General features: G+C 30.9%; 15 protein-coding genes. 14 read left to right on the top strand and 1 reads right to left on the bottom strand.

All coding sequences use genetic code 11. From position 1 onward, the window contains the following. Positions 1-12 precede the first annotated feature (12 nt). Entirely contained in the window at positions 13-1059 is a 1047-nt protein-coding gene (locus CHB67_RS04275) for a ferredoxin--NADP reductase (RefSeq protein ID WP_089380504.1), read from the bottom strand. 419 nt (positions 1060-1478) lie between these two features. Here CHB67_RS04275 and CHB67_RS04270 point away from each other — a divergent pair, with 419 nt between their 5' ends. The 14 genes from CHB67_RS04270 to CHB67_RS04205 all read left to right on the top strand — a co-directional run bounded on the left by CHB67_RS04270 (position 1479) and on the right by CHB67_RS04205 (position 13760). Continuing rightward, positions 1479-2948 carry a DUF5687 family protein gene (locus CHB67_RS04270; protein WP_089380503.1) on the top strand — a complete coding sequence of 490 codons (1470 nt, stop codon included), beginning with the start codon at positions 1479-1481 and terminating at the stop codon, positions 2946-2948. Between the two features lie 49 nt (positions 2949-2997). Next, complete coding sequence (locus tag CHB67_RS04265) at positions 2998-3693, top strand: ABC transporter ATP-binding protein (RefSeq protein WP_089380502.1); 696 nt, start codon at positions 2998-3000, stop codon at positions 3691-3693. A 94-nt stretch (positions 3694-3787) separates the two neighbouring features. Further along, positions 3788-5971, top strand: coding sequence for a type IX secretion system periplasmic lipoprotein PorW/SprE (gene porW / locus CHB67_RS04260; protein WP_141119676.1), 2184 nt, complete (start codon positions 3788-3790; stop codon positions 5969-5971). A gap of 23 nt (positions 5972-5994) precedes the next feature. Beyond that, positions 5995-6399, top strand: coding sequence for a bactofilin family protein (locus CHB67_RS04255; RefSeq protein WP_089380500.1), 405 nt, complete (start codon positions 5995-5997; stop codon positions 6397-6399). Continuing rightward, on the top strand, positions 6365-6604 hold the full coding sequence (locus CHB67_RS04250) for an AtpZ/AtpI family protein (RefSeq protein WP_089380499.1): 240 nt from the start codon (positions 6365-6367) through the stop codon (positions 6602-6604). The genes CHB67_RS04255 and CHB67_RS04250 overlap by 35 nt, the downstream gene beginning before the upstream one ends. After that, positions 6585-6968: a hypothetical protein gene (locus CHB67_RS04245; RefSeq protein WP_089380498.1), complete on the top strand. Its 384-nt coding sequence runs from the start codon at positions 6585-6587 to the stop codon at positions 6966-6968. Before CHB67_RS04250 ends, CHB67_RS04245 begins: the two co-directional genes overlap by 20 nt. 118 nt (positions 6969-7086) lie before the next feature. After that, positions 7087-8172 carry a F0F1 ATP synthase subunit A gene (gene atpB / locus CHB67_RS04240; RefSeq protein ID WP_089380497.1) on the top strand — a complete coding sequence of 362 codons (1086 nt, stop codon included), beginning with the start codon at positions 7087-7089 and terminating at the stop codon, positions 8170-8172. Positions 8173-8204: 32 nt separating this feature from the next. Further along, the gene (gene atpE, locus CHB67_RS04235) at positions 8205-8396 is read left to right on the top strand and encodes an ATP synthase F0 subunit C (RefSeq protein WP_089380496.1); all 192 of its coding nucleotides are present in this window, start codon (positions 8205-8207) and stop codon (positions 8394-8396) included. Positions 8397-8472: 76 nt separating this feature from the next. Continuing rightward, complete coding sequence (locus CHB67_RS04230; protein ID WP_089380495.1) at positions 8473-8973, top strand: F0F1 ATP synthase subunit B; 501 nt, start codon at positions 8473-8475, stop codon at positions 8971-8973. 9 nt (positions 8974-8982) lie between these two features. Continuing rightward, entirely contained in the window at positions 8983-9525 is a 543-nt protein-coding gene (gene atpH, locus CHB67_RS04225) for an ATP synthase F1 subunit delta (RefSeq protein ID WP_089380494.1), read from the top strand. A 45-nt stretch (positions 9526-9570) separates the two neighbouring features. Continuing rightward, positions 9571-11148 carry a F0F1 ATP synthase subunit alpha gene (gene atpA, locus CHB67_RS04220; protein WP_089380493.1) on the top strand — a complete coding sequence of 526 codons (1578 nt, stop codon included), beginning with the start codon at positions 9571-9573 and terminating at the stop codon, positions 11146-11148. 97 nt (positions 11149-11245) lie between these two features. Further along, a complete protein-coding gene (gene atpG, locus CHB67_RS04215) occupies positions 11246-12106 on the top strand; it encodes an ATP synthase F1 subunit gamma (protein ID WP_089380676.1) in 861 nt (286 codons plus the stop codon). Positions 12107-12267: 161 nt separating this feature from the next. After that, positions 12268-12747 (top strand): hypothetical protein, encoded by a 480-nt coding sequence (locus CHB67_RS04210; protein WP_089380492.1) that lies wholly within the window; start codon positions 12268-12270, stop codon positions 12745-12747. Between the two features lie 92 nt (positions 12748-12839). After that, positions 12840-13760 (top strand): hypothetical protein, encoded by a 921-nt coding sequence (locus CHB67_RS04205; RefSeq protein WP_089380491.1) that lies wholly within the window; start codon positions 12840-12842, stop codon positions 13758-13760. The last annotated feature ends 93 nt before the right edge of the window (positions 13761-13853 follow it).

The following is a 13853-nucleotide window of genomic DNA, read 5'->3' as shown; positions in this document are numbered from 1 at the left end:
TACTATATTTTATTAAACATCATCAAAATCAATGGTTAATTTTTGTGAGGTTGGATGCGCCTGACAGGTTAAAATTAAACCTTCGTTAATTTCATCTTCAGATAAAATAGCATTCTTTTCCATCACGGCTTTTCCTTCGGTAACCTTTGCTAAACAACTGCTGCAAATTCCACCCTGACAAGAGTATGGAGCATCTAAACCTTCTTTTAAAGCAGCTGTTAAAATATTGGTTTTAGCATCCATTTCAAAAGTAGTTTCTTCATCATCTACAACTACTGTTATTTCACAAGTTCCGTTAAAATCTTGAGGTTCATTTTCCGTAGCAATTGGCGCGGTAAACAATTCAAAATAAATGTCGTTTATGCCATTTTCAGCAAGGGTTTCTTTAGCAGTTGCAATCATAGCTTCTGGTCCGCATAAAAAAGCTTTATCAAATAAAATATGTTTGAATTTATTTTTGACTACAAAATTAATATTACCGGTATCAATTCTGCCAAACAAAGCATTTTCTTGTTCTTCACGGCTTACTACATATTGCACATTAAATTGAGTTGGATACTTGTTTAATAATGCATCAATTTCAGCTTTAAAAATGGTATCAGCCGTTGTTTTATTTCCGTAAATTAAGGTAAACGTGCTATTTGACTCTTCGATTAAAGTAGCTTTAATCATTGCCATTACAGGTGTAATTCCGCTACCTGCAGCAATTCCCAAATAATTATTTTTATTGGTTTTTGCAGTCTCTAATACAAATTTTCCTTCAGGTTTTGAAACGTCTAAAGTATCGCCTTCTTTTAAAATAGTACACGCAAAAACAGAGAACGTTCCGTTGTCAACAGCTTTTATAGCAATGCGTAATTCGCCACTAGTTGGTGCTGAACAAATTGAATACGCTCTGCGTAATTCTTTGCCAGCAAGTTCTTTTTTAATCGTTATATAGTGTCCGGCTGAAAATTCAAATTCAGCTTTTAAATCGGTTGGAATATCAAAAACAATTGAAACGGCATTTTGCGTTTCTTTTTTAATTTCTTTGATAGTTAATGTGTGAAATTTTGCCATTATTAATAGTTTTAAGGCTACAAAAGTAATTAATCTAAACACAATTTTTGTTAAAAAACATACCTAAGAAAGTTATAGTTAAGAAAAATAGAATATGCTCTTAATAAAAAAATACATGAAACTGGGTTGGGATATTTTTAAAAACAATTTCAACTATTGTTAACATTAGCCTTATTTAATTATTGGTGGTCTTTTATGAGTATTAATAGTTCGGCTAATTCAATTGTGACAATTGAAAAACGGTACTTTAGGCAAATCAATAAAAAATAGTTATACGCTGTTAATTTATACTTAGACCGTTTGTTTTACCCCAAAAAGCAGCAAAAATATTAGAAAATCAATACCCAGAATATAAATTGGTTTAATTTTACCTGTAACATTTTATAAAAATTGCAACCTATATAAAAACAACATATCAAATGATTAAAAATTTTTTAAATTTTGAATGGAAACAATTTGCCCGTTCATCCTATTTTCAAAAGGGAATTGCTATTAAAATTTTATTAGCCTTAGCAGTATTATATTTTGGAGGAATTGCTTTATTAGTTGGGGCTGGTTTGTTTTTTATTCTTAAAAAAGCAATACCCGAAACCGATCCTCTAATTTTAGTAAACAACTTTCTAATTTTCTGGTTTATTTTTGATTTAGCACTTCGGTTTTTTATGCAACAACTTCCGGTAATGAACGTAAAACCATTAATGATTGTACCAGTAAAGCGTACTACAATTATTAATTATTTATTAGGAAAAACAGCATTGTCGTTTTTTAATTTTTTACCCTTATTTGTTTTTGTTCCGTTTAGCATTGTTTTATTAGTGCAAGGTTATCCTGTTTTAAACGTGGTTTGTTGGTTTTTTGCTATGTTGTTTTTGGTGCTTTCTAATAACTTCATCAATTTTTTAATCAATAAAAGTAACACGTATTTTTATGTATTAATTTCAGTATTAGCCATTTTTATCGGCTTAGAATTTTTAAATATTTATAAAGTATCAGCTCCCATTGGAGTTGCTTTTAACACCTTGTATAACAATCCTATTTTAAGTATCATTCCGCTAGTTTTAATGGTTGTATTGTATGCCGTTAATTTCAACTTTATTAAAAAGGAATTTTATTTAGACGATGCCGTTTCAAAAAAAGTAAAAGAAGTAAACGCAATAGATTTATCTTGGATGAATCGTTTTGGAAGTGTGGCTGTTTTTTTGAAAAACGATGTAAAACTTATTTATCGCAACGCAAGACCACGACAAGTAATGATGATGTCTTTTTTGTTTTTATTTTACGGACTCATATTTTACACTCAAGAAACGTATAAAAATATGCCAGCATTTTTAGCCTTTGCTTCCATATTTGTAACAGGCGGATTTTTATTAACATTTGGTCAATTGGTACCTTCGTGGGATAGCGAATATTATAAAATGTTAATGAGTCAAAACATTCCGTATAAAAAATATTTAGAATCTAAATGGTATTTAATGGTGGTTGCCGTTGCAGTTTCATTTGTATTAAGTACACCTTACATTTATTTTGGATGGAAAATTTACGGAATGATTGCTGCCGGAGCCTTGTTTAATATTGGACTAAATTCATTTATTACCTTATTTGGAGGTGCTTTAAACAGAGTGCCAATAGAGTTAAATGTAAAAGCAAAAGCGTTTAGCAATACCAACGGATTTAATCCAACTCAAATGTTAATTGCTTTGCCTAAAATGGTGTTACCAATGTTATTGTTTTATGTGCCTTATAAATTTATAAGCTTTGAAGCAGGATTGATAACTTTAGGATTAAGCGGTGTTTTAGGAATTGTATTTAAAGGCTTCTTTTTAAATAAAATTGAACAACTTTATCAAAAAGGAAAATACAAAACATTAGCGGCATATAACGAAAAATAAGAAATGACTTTCAAACTTTAGACTATACAACTTTAAGACTTATACAACAATGATACAAGTAACAGAACTTTCAAAAAAATATAGCGGAGTATCCGTTTTAAATATAACATCTTTAGAAATCCCGAAAGGTCAAGCTTTTGGTTTGGTAGGAAATAATGGAGCAGGAAAAACCACTTTTTTCAACTTATTACTCGATTTAATTAAACCAACAACAGGAACTATTATAAATAACGAAATTCAAGTAAATACCAGCGAATTGTGGAAACCTTTTACAGCTGCTTTTATTGATGAAAGTTTTTTAATTGGTTATTTAACTGCGGAAGAATATTTTTACTTTATTGGAGAATTACGTGGTATGAATAAAACAGATATCGATGCTTTTTTAGTTCAGTTTGAAGAAATTTTCAACGATGAAATTATTGGGAAGAAAAAATATTTGCGCGATTTATCTAAAGGAAATCAGAAAAAAGCAGGAATTGTGGCGGCACTTATTGGAAATCCGGAAGTGATAATTTTAGATGAACCGTTTGCAAATTTAGATCCAACAACACAAATCAGACTTAAAAAATTACTAAAAGATCTAACTATAGAAAGCAATGCAACCGTATTAATATCAAGCCATGATTTAGGTCATGTAACCGAAGTTTGTGAGCGAATAGTGGTGTTAGACAAAGGGAATCTTGTAAAAGATATTAATACTTCTGAAGAAACATTAAAAGAGTTAGAAACCTATTTTTCGGTGTAATTAACTTAAGTACACAATATTTTGTATTTTTACATCCCTTTTAACAATATTTATAGCGTATATGCAGTTAAGAAGGAACGTAAAACTGATTCTATTGAAAAATATATATAAAATATTTGTAGTTTTTTTACTATTCATTTCAGCCCTAAGTTGTTCAACAAAAAAAGATGCTTTTGTAAATAGGCAATACCATGCGGTATCAACTAAATACAATGTCTTATTTAACGGTGAACAAGCTTTGTTAGAGGGTTTAGAGGCTTTAAGCGCCAATTATGAAGATGATTATTGGGGAATTTTACCTATTGAGCCTTTAAAAATTGATGAATTAGCGTTGCCTGGAATGACAGGTGATACCGATAGTTCTCCTCAAGAATTTGAAAGAGCTGAAAAAAAAGCTGTAAAAGCCATTCAAAAACACTCTATGTTAATAGCAAGGCAAGAGCGCAATTCTCAAATTGACGCTGCTTATTTGTTATTAGGAAAATCACGCTATTATTCAAAACGTTTTGTACCCGCTTTAGAAGCGTTTAATTACGTTATTATAAACTATCCAAGAGCCGATTTAATCAACGAAACTAGAATTTGGCAATCAAAAACCAACATTCGTTTACAAAATGAAGAAATTGCAATTGAAAGGTTAAAAAAGGTATTAAACCTTAAAACTCTTTCAGAAAAAGATAAAGAAGCCGCTCATACTACCTTGGCAATGGCTTATGTAAAAACGGATAGTATTGACAACGTAATTTACCACTTAAACCAAGCCGTTTTAACCGATAATAATAAAGAACAAACTGCCCGAAATTTATTTGTTTTAGGGCAGTATTACGCCGATAGAAATGAAAAAGATTCGGCCGATATTGCTTTTCAAAAAATTATAGATTTCAAAAAAGCACCGTATAAATATAAAATTCACGCTGAAATAGAACAGGCAAAAAATGTTTCGAATAAAGAAGAAGCAATAGCTATGGTTGATGAATTAGAGCGATTGATAAAAGATCGTTACAACCGCGATTATTTAGATGAATTGTATTTTAGATTGGGTGAAATTACTGCGGAAGACGATGTAAATTCAGCGCTTGATTATTACAAAAAATCGGTTGAAACAAGTACAAACAATACTTTTCAAAAAGAATTGAGTTACGAAGCCATTGGGAATATTTATTTCGACAAAGCAAAGTTTAGTGTTGCCGGAGCTTATTACGACAGTATTTTACAAATTTCAAAAAATGAAAACACCAAACGAATTAGAAGCCTTATAAGAAAACGAAATAAATTAGACGAAGTAATTACATACGAAGCTATTGCTAAAAGAAATGACAGTATTATAACTGTTGTAGCAATGACTCCAGATGAACAAACAGCTTATTTTAACAATCACATTCAACAATTAAAAGCCGAAGAAGAACGACGATTAGAAGAAGAACAAATTCAATTAAATTCAGGTTCGTCATCTTATAAAGCAGGTGATATGGGTGTTTCCAATAATTCTGGAAAATGGTATTTTTACAATGCGCAATCCAAAGGTTTTGGGGAACAAGAGTTTAGAAAAGTTTGGGGAAACAGACCCTTAGAAGATAATTGGCGTTTGAGTGATAAAATGCAGCTTAATTTAGCAGCAGTCACAGCTAGTTCAACTAAAGCTCCACAAATTGATCCTTCAAAAAAGTATGAGTTATCGTATTATTTAGACAATCTACCAAAAGATCAGGTTGAAATAGATAGTATTGTAAGTGAACGAAATGGCGCTTATTACAACTTAGGTTTAATTTATAAATCGCAATTTAAAGAAATTGATTTAGCCATTTCAAAGCTCGAAAAACTGCTTACTTTTTACCCAGAAAACGACCTGTTAATTCCTTCAAAATATCATTTATATAAAATGTATTTGGAACAAAATAGTGAAAAAGCGTCCACATATAAAAATGATATTACAAGCAATCATTCTGATTCTAAGTATGCTAAAATTATTTTAAACCCTACGGAAGTTTCAAATGAAGATAACAGTAATTCTCCTGAAAGCATCTATGCCACCGTTTTTCACGAATTTGAAGATGAACTATTTGATGCTGTTATTGAAAAAGCCAACAAGGCAATTTCAACTTATGACGGACAAGCAATTGTGCCTAAATTTGAGTTATTAAAAGCGTATGCAATCGGTAAAAAAGAAGGTATAATAGCTTTTAAAGAAGCGTTGGAATTTGTGCAATCAAATTACCCAAGTACTGAAGAAGGAAAAAAAGCTGAAGAAGTATTACAAACTATAAATTCAAAAATTTAACAACCCCCAAAAAATTAGTAAGAATGAAATTTTCAGACAAAAAAGACAAAACACCCCAAGTTTTAGAAAGAAATATTATAGGAACAAACACCACTATTGTTGGTGATATTATTTCTGAAGGCGATTTTAGAATAGACGGTAAAGTTGATGGAACTATTAAAACCAAAGGGCGTGTTGTAATAGGGAAATCTGGAACTGCCATTGGAAGAGTTGAGTGTACAAATGCCGATATTGAAGGGAAATTTTCTGGTGAATTATTTGTTGAAAACTTACTAACTTTAAAAGCCACAGCTACCATTTCAGGCGATGTTGTTATCAGTAAATTATCCGTTGAACCAGGAGCTGAATTTAACGCAACTTGCGCCATGAAAGGTGCAGTTATGGAACTAAAAAATGAGCAAAAATCAAAAGAAAAATCAGCTTCATAAATATTTAGCTTTAACAGGTATTGCATTTCAAATGGGGATTACTATTTATCTAGGTGCCTACTTTGGAAAAAAACTCGATGCTCATTTTGAAACAACTAAAACATACACACTAATATTAACATTACTCTCATTATTAATTGCTTTGTGGAGCGTTTTGGCGCAACTAAAAAAAATCAACGACAAATATGATAAATCCGGTACTTAATTTTTCACTTAAATTAACGGGTATTTTAGTAGTTACATTTGCACTTCATACAAGTATTTTACATTATTTACAGTTACCAAGATTCAATAATTTAATTATTGAATCTTATGTTGTAAATGTTTTAATGGCCATCATAATTTATGGTTCACTGTTTTTTTTAAGAAAAAAATATTTAGATATTTTAGGCTTTATTTTTATGATAGGAAGCTTTTTAAAGTTTGGTGTTTACTTTGTTTTATTTTATCCAAAATTTAATATTGACGGCGAAGTCGTTAGATTAGAAGCAACTTCTTTTTTAATACCGTATTTAACTTGCTTAACTGTTGAAACTTACTACCTAATTAAACTGTTAAATAAAGACTGATAAGTCTTTAATAGTTAGAGATTTATTCTTAAAACAAAATAAAATATTTTTTGGTTTCTCATATAAAAATGTACATTTGCAAAATATTTTTAGGCACCACTACTAATTTACAGCTTTTATGTATAGAAATAGATTAATTAAAATACTTGTGTTATTACTATTTGTAATAACAAATACAGTATCTGCACAAGAATTTACCGAAGAAAACAATTCTGACGAAAAAGATATTAAAGTTGAAATTAAAGAATACATTAATCATCACTTATTAGACTCTTACGATTTTGGTTTATTTTCATGGACTACTGATGAAGGAGAACACAAACATTTTGGATTTCCACTACCTGTAATTTTAATTGATGGTGGCTTGAAAGTTTTTTCTTCTTCAAAATTTCACCACGGTGAAACTGTAGCCGAAGTTGATGGAAATTACTACAAAGTATTTCACAATAAAATATACAAAACTGATGCTGCCGGAACGATTACTTTAGACGATCATCAACATCCTACAAATACAAAACCATTAGACTTTTCTATTACTAAAAACGTAACAGTTATTTTCTTAGTTGGTTTATTCATGTTTTTTATGTTTAGCCGTATGGCAAAATCATACCAAAAAAACAATTTAATGCCTACAGGTTTCGGACGTATGTTAGAGCCTATCATCATGTATATTAGAGATGATATTGCCATTCCAAACATTGGTAAAAAACATTACAAAAAATACATGAGTTATTTGTTAACCGTATTTTTCTTTGTGTGGATTATTAACTTATTAGGTTTAACACCACTTGGAGTAAACGTAACAAACAATATTGCAGTAACTTTTGCATTAGCTTTAATAACTTATTTATTAACCACATTTACAGCAAATAAAAATTACTGGAAACACATTTTTTGGATGCCAGGTGTTCCTGGTCCAATGAAAATAATTTTAGCACCTATTGAATTGTTAGGTACTATTATTAAGCCATTTTCATTAATGATTCGTTTGTATGCAAACATTACAGCGGGGCACATTGTATTAATGAGTATTATTGGACTAATGTTTATTTTCAAAAGTTGGATTGGTAGTCCATTATCTTTTGGATTAGCATTTGCATTAGCTTTGCTTGAATTATTGGTAGCAGCGCTACAAGCATATATTTTCACTATGTTATCAGCACTTTATTTCGGTTCAGCTGTTGAAGAACATGATGATCACTAAAATTGAATGTTTAATTAATTAATATATATATTATGACAGGTTTAAATTTCGTAGGAGCAGGGTTAATCGTAATCGGTGCTGGATTAGGTATCGGTAGAATTGGTGGTTCAGCAATGGACGCTATTGCACGTCAACCAGAAGCTTCAGGAAAAATTCAAACAGCGATGCTAATTGCAGCAGCGTTAATTGAAGGTATTGGATTTGCTGCTTTATTTGCTGCATAACAAAACAAACAAATAGCTACAACGGTTGGTTGTAGCTATTGTTTAAACTATTAATTAAAAAAATAAAATATACAGAATGGACAAGTTAATAGAACAGTTTTCTTTAGGATTATTTTTCTGGCAATTAATTTTATTTGTAGGCCTAGTGCTTTTATTAAAAAAGTTTGCTTGGGGACCAATTTTAAAATCGGTTGGAGAACGTGAAGAAGGTATTAAAGATGCATTAGACGAAGCTGAAAATGCGCGTAAAGAAATGCAAAACTTAAATGCTGACAATGCTCGTATATTAAAAGAAGCACGTATTGAGCGTGATACCCTTTTAAAAGAAGCACGCGAAATGAAAGAAGGTATTATTGCTGAAGCTAAAGAAGAAGCTCAAGTACAAGCAAACAAAGTTGTAGAGCAAGCTCAAGCTACTATTCAATCTGAAAAACAAGCAGCTATTGCAGATTTAAAAAATCAAGTAGCCGAATTGTCTATAGGCATTGCTGAAAAAGTAGTTAGAGGTGAATTAGCAGACAAAAGTAAACAAGAAAAACTTGTTGAAGATATGTTAAAAGAAGTAACTATTAGCTAAATTATTGAAATGAGCGGATCTAGAGCAGCAGTACGTTATGCAAAAGCAATATTAAGTTTTTCACTTGAACAAAATAAAGAAGTTGAAGTAAACAATGATATGTTGTTAGTTGCAAATACAATTAACGAAAATACAGATTTACAATTGTTGCTAAACAGCCCAATTTTAAAATCAGACCTTAAAAAAGCAGCTTTAAAAGAAGTTTTTTCAACAAAAATATCAAGTTTATCTTTTGGTTTAATAGACCTTTTAATTGAAAATAAAAGATTACCTATTTTAAAAGATGTTGCAAAAAAATACAACCTTCTTTTTGATGAATTAAAGGGAATTGAAGTAGCTAAAGTTACTTCAGCAATACCTTTAACTGCAGCTTTACAAAAACAAGTGTTAAGTAAAGTAAAAGAAATTACAGGAAAAGATGCAACCATTGAAAATGTAATTAATCCAGATATTATTGGTGGATTTATATTACGTATTGGCGATGTTCAATACGATGCAAGTGTTGCAAATAAATTACAAGTATTAAAAAGACAATTTGAAAACGAAAGTTAAATTTCGATTTTAAAAAACAATAAATAGTTTTAAAAACAATAAAAAATGGCATCAATAAAACCAGCTGAAGTATCAGCAATTTTAAAACAACAATTAGCAGGATTCGACGGTTCAGCTTCTTTAGATGAAGTAGGATCAGTTTTACAAGTAGGTGATGGTATTGCACGTGTATACGGTTTAGCAAACGCACAATACGGTGAATTAGTTGAATTTGAAGATGGATTAGAAGGAATTGTATTGAACTTAGAAGAAGACAATGTTGGGGTTGTTTTATTAGGTCATTCAAAAAATGTTAGAGAAGGTTCTACCGTAAAACGTACTGAGAGAATTGCTTCATTACAAGTTGGTGAAGGAATTGTTGGTCGTGTGGTTAACACTTTAGGTCTTCCTATTGATGGTAAAGGACCAATTCAAGGTGAAACTTTTGAAATGCCATTAGAGCGTAAAGCACCTGGTGTTATTTATCGTGAGCCTGTAACAGAACCATTACAAACGGGTGTAAAAGCTGTTGATGCAATGATTCCTGTTGGTAGAGGTCAACGTGAACTTATTATTGGTGACCGTCAAACTGGTAAATCAACAGTTGCTATTGATACGATTATCAATCAAAAAGAATTTTATGATGCTGGTGTTCCAGTATATTGTATATATGTTGCAATTGGTCAAAAAGCATCTACGGTTGCTGGTATTGCAAATTTATTAGAAGAAAAAGGAGCTATGGCGTATACAACTATTGTTGCAGCCAATGCATCTGACCCTGCTTCTATGCAAGTATATGCTCCAATGGGAGGTGCTGCAATTGGAGAGTATTTTAGAGATACGGGTCGTCCTGCATTAATTGTGTATGATGATTTATCTAAACAAGCAGTTGCTTACCGTGAAATTTCATTATTATTACGTCGTCCACCAGGACGTGAGGCGTATCCTGGAGATGTATTTTATTTACACTCTCGTTTATTAGAACGTGCTGCAAAAGTTATTAATGATGATACCATTGCTGCTCAAATGAATGATGTTCCTGATTCACTTCAAGGAAAAATAAAAGGTGGAGGTTCTTTAACAGCTTTACCAATTATTGAAACACAAGCGGGTGATGTTTCTGCATATATTCCAACAAACGTAATTTCTATTACTGACGGACAAATTTTCTTAGATGGAGATTTATTCAACTCAGGTGTACGTCCAGCTATTAACGTAGGTATTTCAGTATCTCGTGTAGGTGGTAACGCACAAATTAAATCAATGAAAAAAGTAGCAGGTACTTTAAAATTAGATCAAGCACAATACCGTGAGCTAGAAGCGTTCGCTAAGTTTGGTTCAGATTTAGATGCTGCAACTTTAAACGTAATTGAAAAAGGAAAACGTAATGTTGAAATCTTAAAGCAAGCGCAAGCAGATCCTTTTAAAGTTGAAGACCAAATTGCTATTATTTATGCTGGTTCTAAAAACTTATTAAGAGAAGTTCCTGTTGAAAAAGTAAAAGAGTTTGAAACAGACTACATTCAATATTTGAATGCAAAACATAGAGATACATTAGATACTTTAAAAGCAGGAAAATTAACCGATGAGGTTACTGACACTTTAACAAGTGCTGCAAAAGAAGTTTCAGCTAAATACGCATAAAACATAAACTGTCATTCCCGCTTTCGCGGGAATCTCATGATTTGAAGTTCATATATAAAGATTCCGCATTTAGTGCGGAATGACAAATAAAATTAAAATGGCAAACTTAAAAGAAATACGTAACAGAATTACATCCATTGGATCAACAATGCAAATTACCAGTGCCATGAAAATGGTATCGGCAGCAAAGTTGAAAAAAGCCCAAGATGCAATTACACAAATGCGTCCGTATGCTGATAAGTTGACAGAACTTTTACAAAGTTTAAGTGCAACATTAGAAGGCGAAGTAGGCGGAGTATATTCTGAACAAAAAGAAGTTTCAAAAGTATTATTGGTTGTAATTACTTCAAACAGAGGTTTGTGTGGTGGTTTCAATTCTTCAGTAATTAAAGCAACAGTCAAAAATGTAAAAGATAACTATAAAGGAAAACAAGTTGATTTGTTAACTATTGGTAAAAAAGGAAACGACCTTTTATCAAAAACCTTTACAGTTGTTGAAAATCATAACGAAATTTATGACGATTTAACTTTTGATAACGTAGCTGTTATTGCTGAAAAAATTATGAGTTTATTTGCTGAAGGGCACTATGATAAAGTTGAATTGGTGTATAACCGATTTAAAAACGCTGCAACTCAAATTGAAACTATTGAGCAATTTTTACCAATTGCACCAATGGAAGGAGAATCTACCGTAAATGCTGATTATATTTTTGAGCCATCAAAAGCAGAAATCGTATTAGAATTGATTCCTAAGTCATTAAAAACACAATTATATAAATCTATTAGAGATTCATTTGCTTCAGAACATGGTGCTCGTATGACAGCTATGCACAAAGCAACGGATAATGCAACAGATTTACGTAACGATTTATTATTAACGTACAACAAAGCACGTCAGGCTGCAATTACCAACGAAATTTTAGAAATTGTTGGAGGTGCTGAAGCCTTGAATAATTAGACGAAGCAAAGCGGAGTCAAATTTTCAAAAAGTGCTGAAGCCTTGAACAATTAGGCGTAACGTTAGGTAGTAAATCTTAATAAAACATATAAAAAGAGCTTATCAAATTACTGATAAGCTCTTTTTTTGTATTTTGGTACATACTTTGTTAATATACACTTATGAAAACTTTAAAAAAAACAAGTATAGGAATTGCAGTAATAGGTTTATTACTTTTTATAAGTTGTGGTTCAACTTCAAAAATTTCTGAAAATAATCCTCCTTTTAAAGTACTTAGCGCAACATATACCGAATGGTTGGGTGGTCAGCCAGGAGTAAATGGCGTCCTAGTTTCAATTAAAATTGATAATTTAGCAATAAAATTAGACTCTGTATATTTTAGAAATACAAGTGCCTTGTTAAAGTTGAATAAAAAAACGACATCTTATAATGTAAGTATTGTATTACCAAATACAAATAAAAACCTACAGCTAGATATTGATCCTCGAAAAGAATTTGGAAACGAAGTTCCTGATATTTCAACAAAAATACCCTTTGAATTAAATGATAATGAAGCTGTTGTTAGTTATCTTCAAAAGGGTAAAACTAATTATTATAAAATTTCAAGCCTTATTGAAATAAAAAAAGAAAAACGTAAATAATTGAATTATAGTGTTTTTAAATTTTATTTTTTTACTATTTTGTTTTTGGCATAGTAATTGAATTTTATACAATACAACCAAAACCAAACATTATGAAATCAATAAAATTACTTTTTGTAACGATAATAACAGCATTAACTATAGCTTCTTGTAGTCTTTCAAATGAGCCAATATATTATCCACCAACACTTGAAGAAATTGTAACAGGGTATGATTTATGGTATGTAGACTACAATAGAACTACCGGACCTGGAAATGTTCCTTTTTTATCAATGGCGTTTACAATTTCATTCAGAAATGGTTATTTGTATGCAAATAACAATATTGTAGGACTCGGTTTTACGGGTAATGGTTATGGAATTGAAATAGGACGTTACGATACCTACAATGGATTTTTAGAAGTGGATCATATTATAGATGGCTATTACGACTTTGATGTGGTTGAAATATCATCAACTAGTATAAAATTAGTTGATAATAGAAACAGAGTTACTTACTATCTTGAAGGTTACCAAAAAAGAGATTTTGATTACGATAAAGTGTTTTATGATAACATTGAATATTTTTTACAAGAATATCAAGGTTGGGAAAAAACAGATGTAATTGGAGGTGAGCCAAATGACTTTGATTATGAAAACTTTTTATACTTTTCACAAGATGATATTACAATATTTGGATCTTCAATAGATGAGATTGGCACGGATATTGGTAATGTAATTTGGGATTACGAAGGAATCTATGAAGTGTTTAATGTAACCGGATATGATGATCTGAAAATTTTAACATTAGATTATGATTTTAACGTAACAGAAGAGTTCGAATTGAGCGTTATAAACGATGAAGTAATTAGTTTATATCACAATGCATCAGGTACAACCTACGAATTTACTGGAAGAGGTTTTATTCAATATTTAAAACCTGATGGAAAAATTAAAACAGATGCTGTAAGGATTGATGGTAGAGAGCGAACTAAAGTAGAAAGAAAAACAAAAGTTAGAAAAAATAGAAAATAAAGTTTGGTTAGTTGATTTTAGTTGGTTTTTTAACCAACTAACAAAAACCATCTCTTGGCAGGGATGGTTTTTTTGTATCTTTATATTTCAAAA

This window comes from Lutibacter agarilyticus (genome assembly GCF_900188235.1).
Lineage (GTDB): Bacteria > Bacteroidota > Bacteroidia > Flavobacteriales > Flavobacteriaceae > Lutibacter > Lutibacter agarilyticus.
Note: the sequence above shows the minus strand (reverse complement) of the source record. Positions and strands in the feature narration are given on the sequence as shown.

Excerpts from the sequence above, each read along its gene's own strand:
- CHB67_RS04275 (WP_089380504.1), bottom strand. The coding sequence starts at position 1,059 with ATGGCAAAATTTCACACATTAACTATCAAAGAAATTAAAAAAGAAACG.
- CHB67_RS04270 (WP_089380503.1), top strand. The coding sequence starts at position 1,479 with ATGATTAAAAATTTTTTAAATTTTGAATGGAAACAATTTGCCCGTTCA.
- CHB67_RS04265 (WP_089380502.1), top strand. The coding sequence starts at position 2,998 with ATGATACAAGTAACAGAACTTTCAAAAAAATATAGCGGAGTATCCGTT.
- CHB67_RS04255 (WP_089380500.1), top strand. The coding sequence starts at position 5,995 with ATGAAATTTTCAGACAAAAAAGACAAAACACCCCAAGTTTTAGAAAGA.
- CHB67_RS04250 (WP_089380499.1), top strand. The coding sequence starts at position 6,365 with ATGAGCAAAAATCAAAAGAAAAATCAGCTTCATAAATATTTAGCTTTA.
- CHB67_RS04245 (WP_089380498.1), top strand. The coding sequence starts at position 6,585 with ATGATAAATCCGGTACTTAATTTTTCACTTAAATTAACGGGTATTTTA.
- atpB (WP_089380497.1), top strand. The coding sequence starts at position 7,087 with ATGTATAGAAATAGATTAATTAAAATACTTGTGTTATTACTATTTGTA.
- atpE (WP_089380496.1), top strand. The coding sequence starts at position 8,205 with ATGACAGGTTTAAATTTCGTAGGAGCAGGGTTAATCGTAATCGGTGCT.
- CHB67_RS04230 (WP_089380495.1), top strand. The coding sequence starts at position 8,473 with ATGGACAAGTTAATAGAACAGTTTTCTTTAGGATTATTTTTCTGGCAA.
- atpH (WP_089380494.1), top strand. The coding sequence starts at position 8,983 with ATGAGCGGATCTAGAGCAGCAGTACGTTATGCAAAAGCAATATTAAGT.
- atpA (WP_089380493.1), top strand. The coding sequence starts at position 9,571 with ATGGCATCAATAAAACCAGCTGAAGTATCAGCAATTTTAAAACAACAA.
- atpG (WP_089380676.1), top strand. The coding sequence starts at position 11,246 with ATGGCAAACTTAAAAGAAATACGTAACAGAATTACATCCATTGGATCA.
- CHB67_RS04210 (WP_089380492.1), top strand. The coding sequence starts at position 12,268 with ATGAAAACTTTAAAAAAAACAAGTATAGGAATTGCAGTAATAGGTTTA.
- CHB67_RS04205 (WP_089380491.1), top strand. The coding sequence starts at position 12,840 with ATGAAATCAATAAAATTACTTTTTGTAACGATAATAACAGCATTAACT.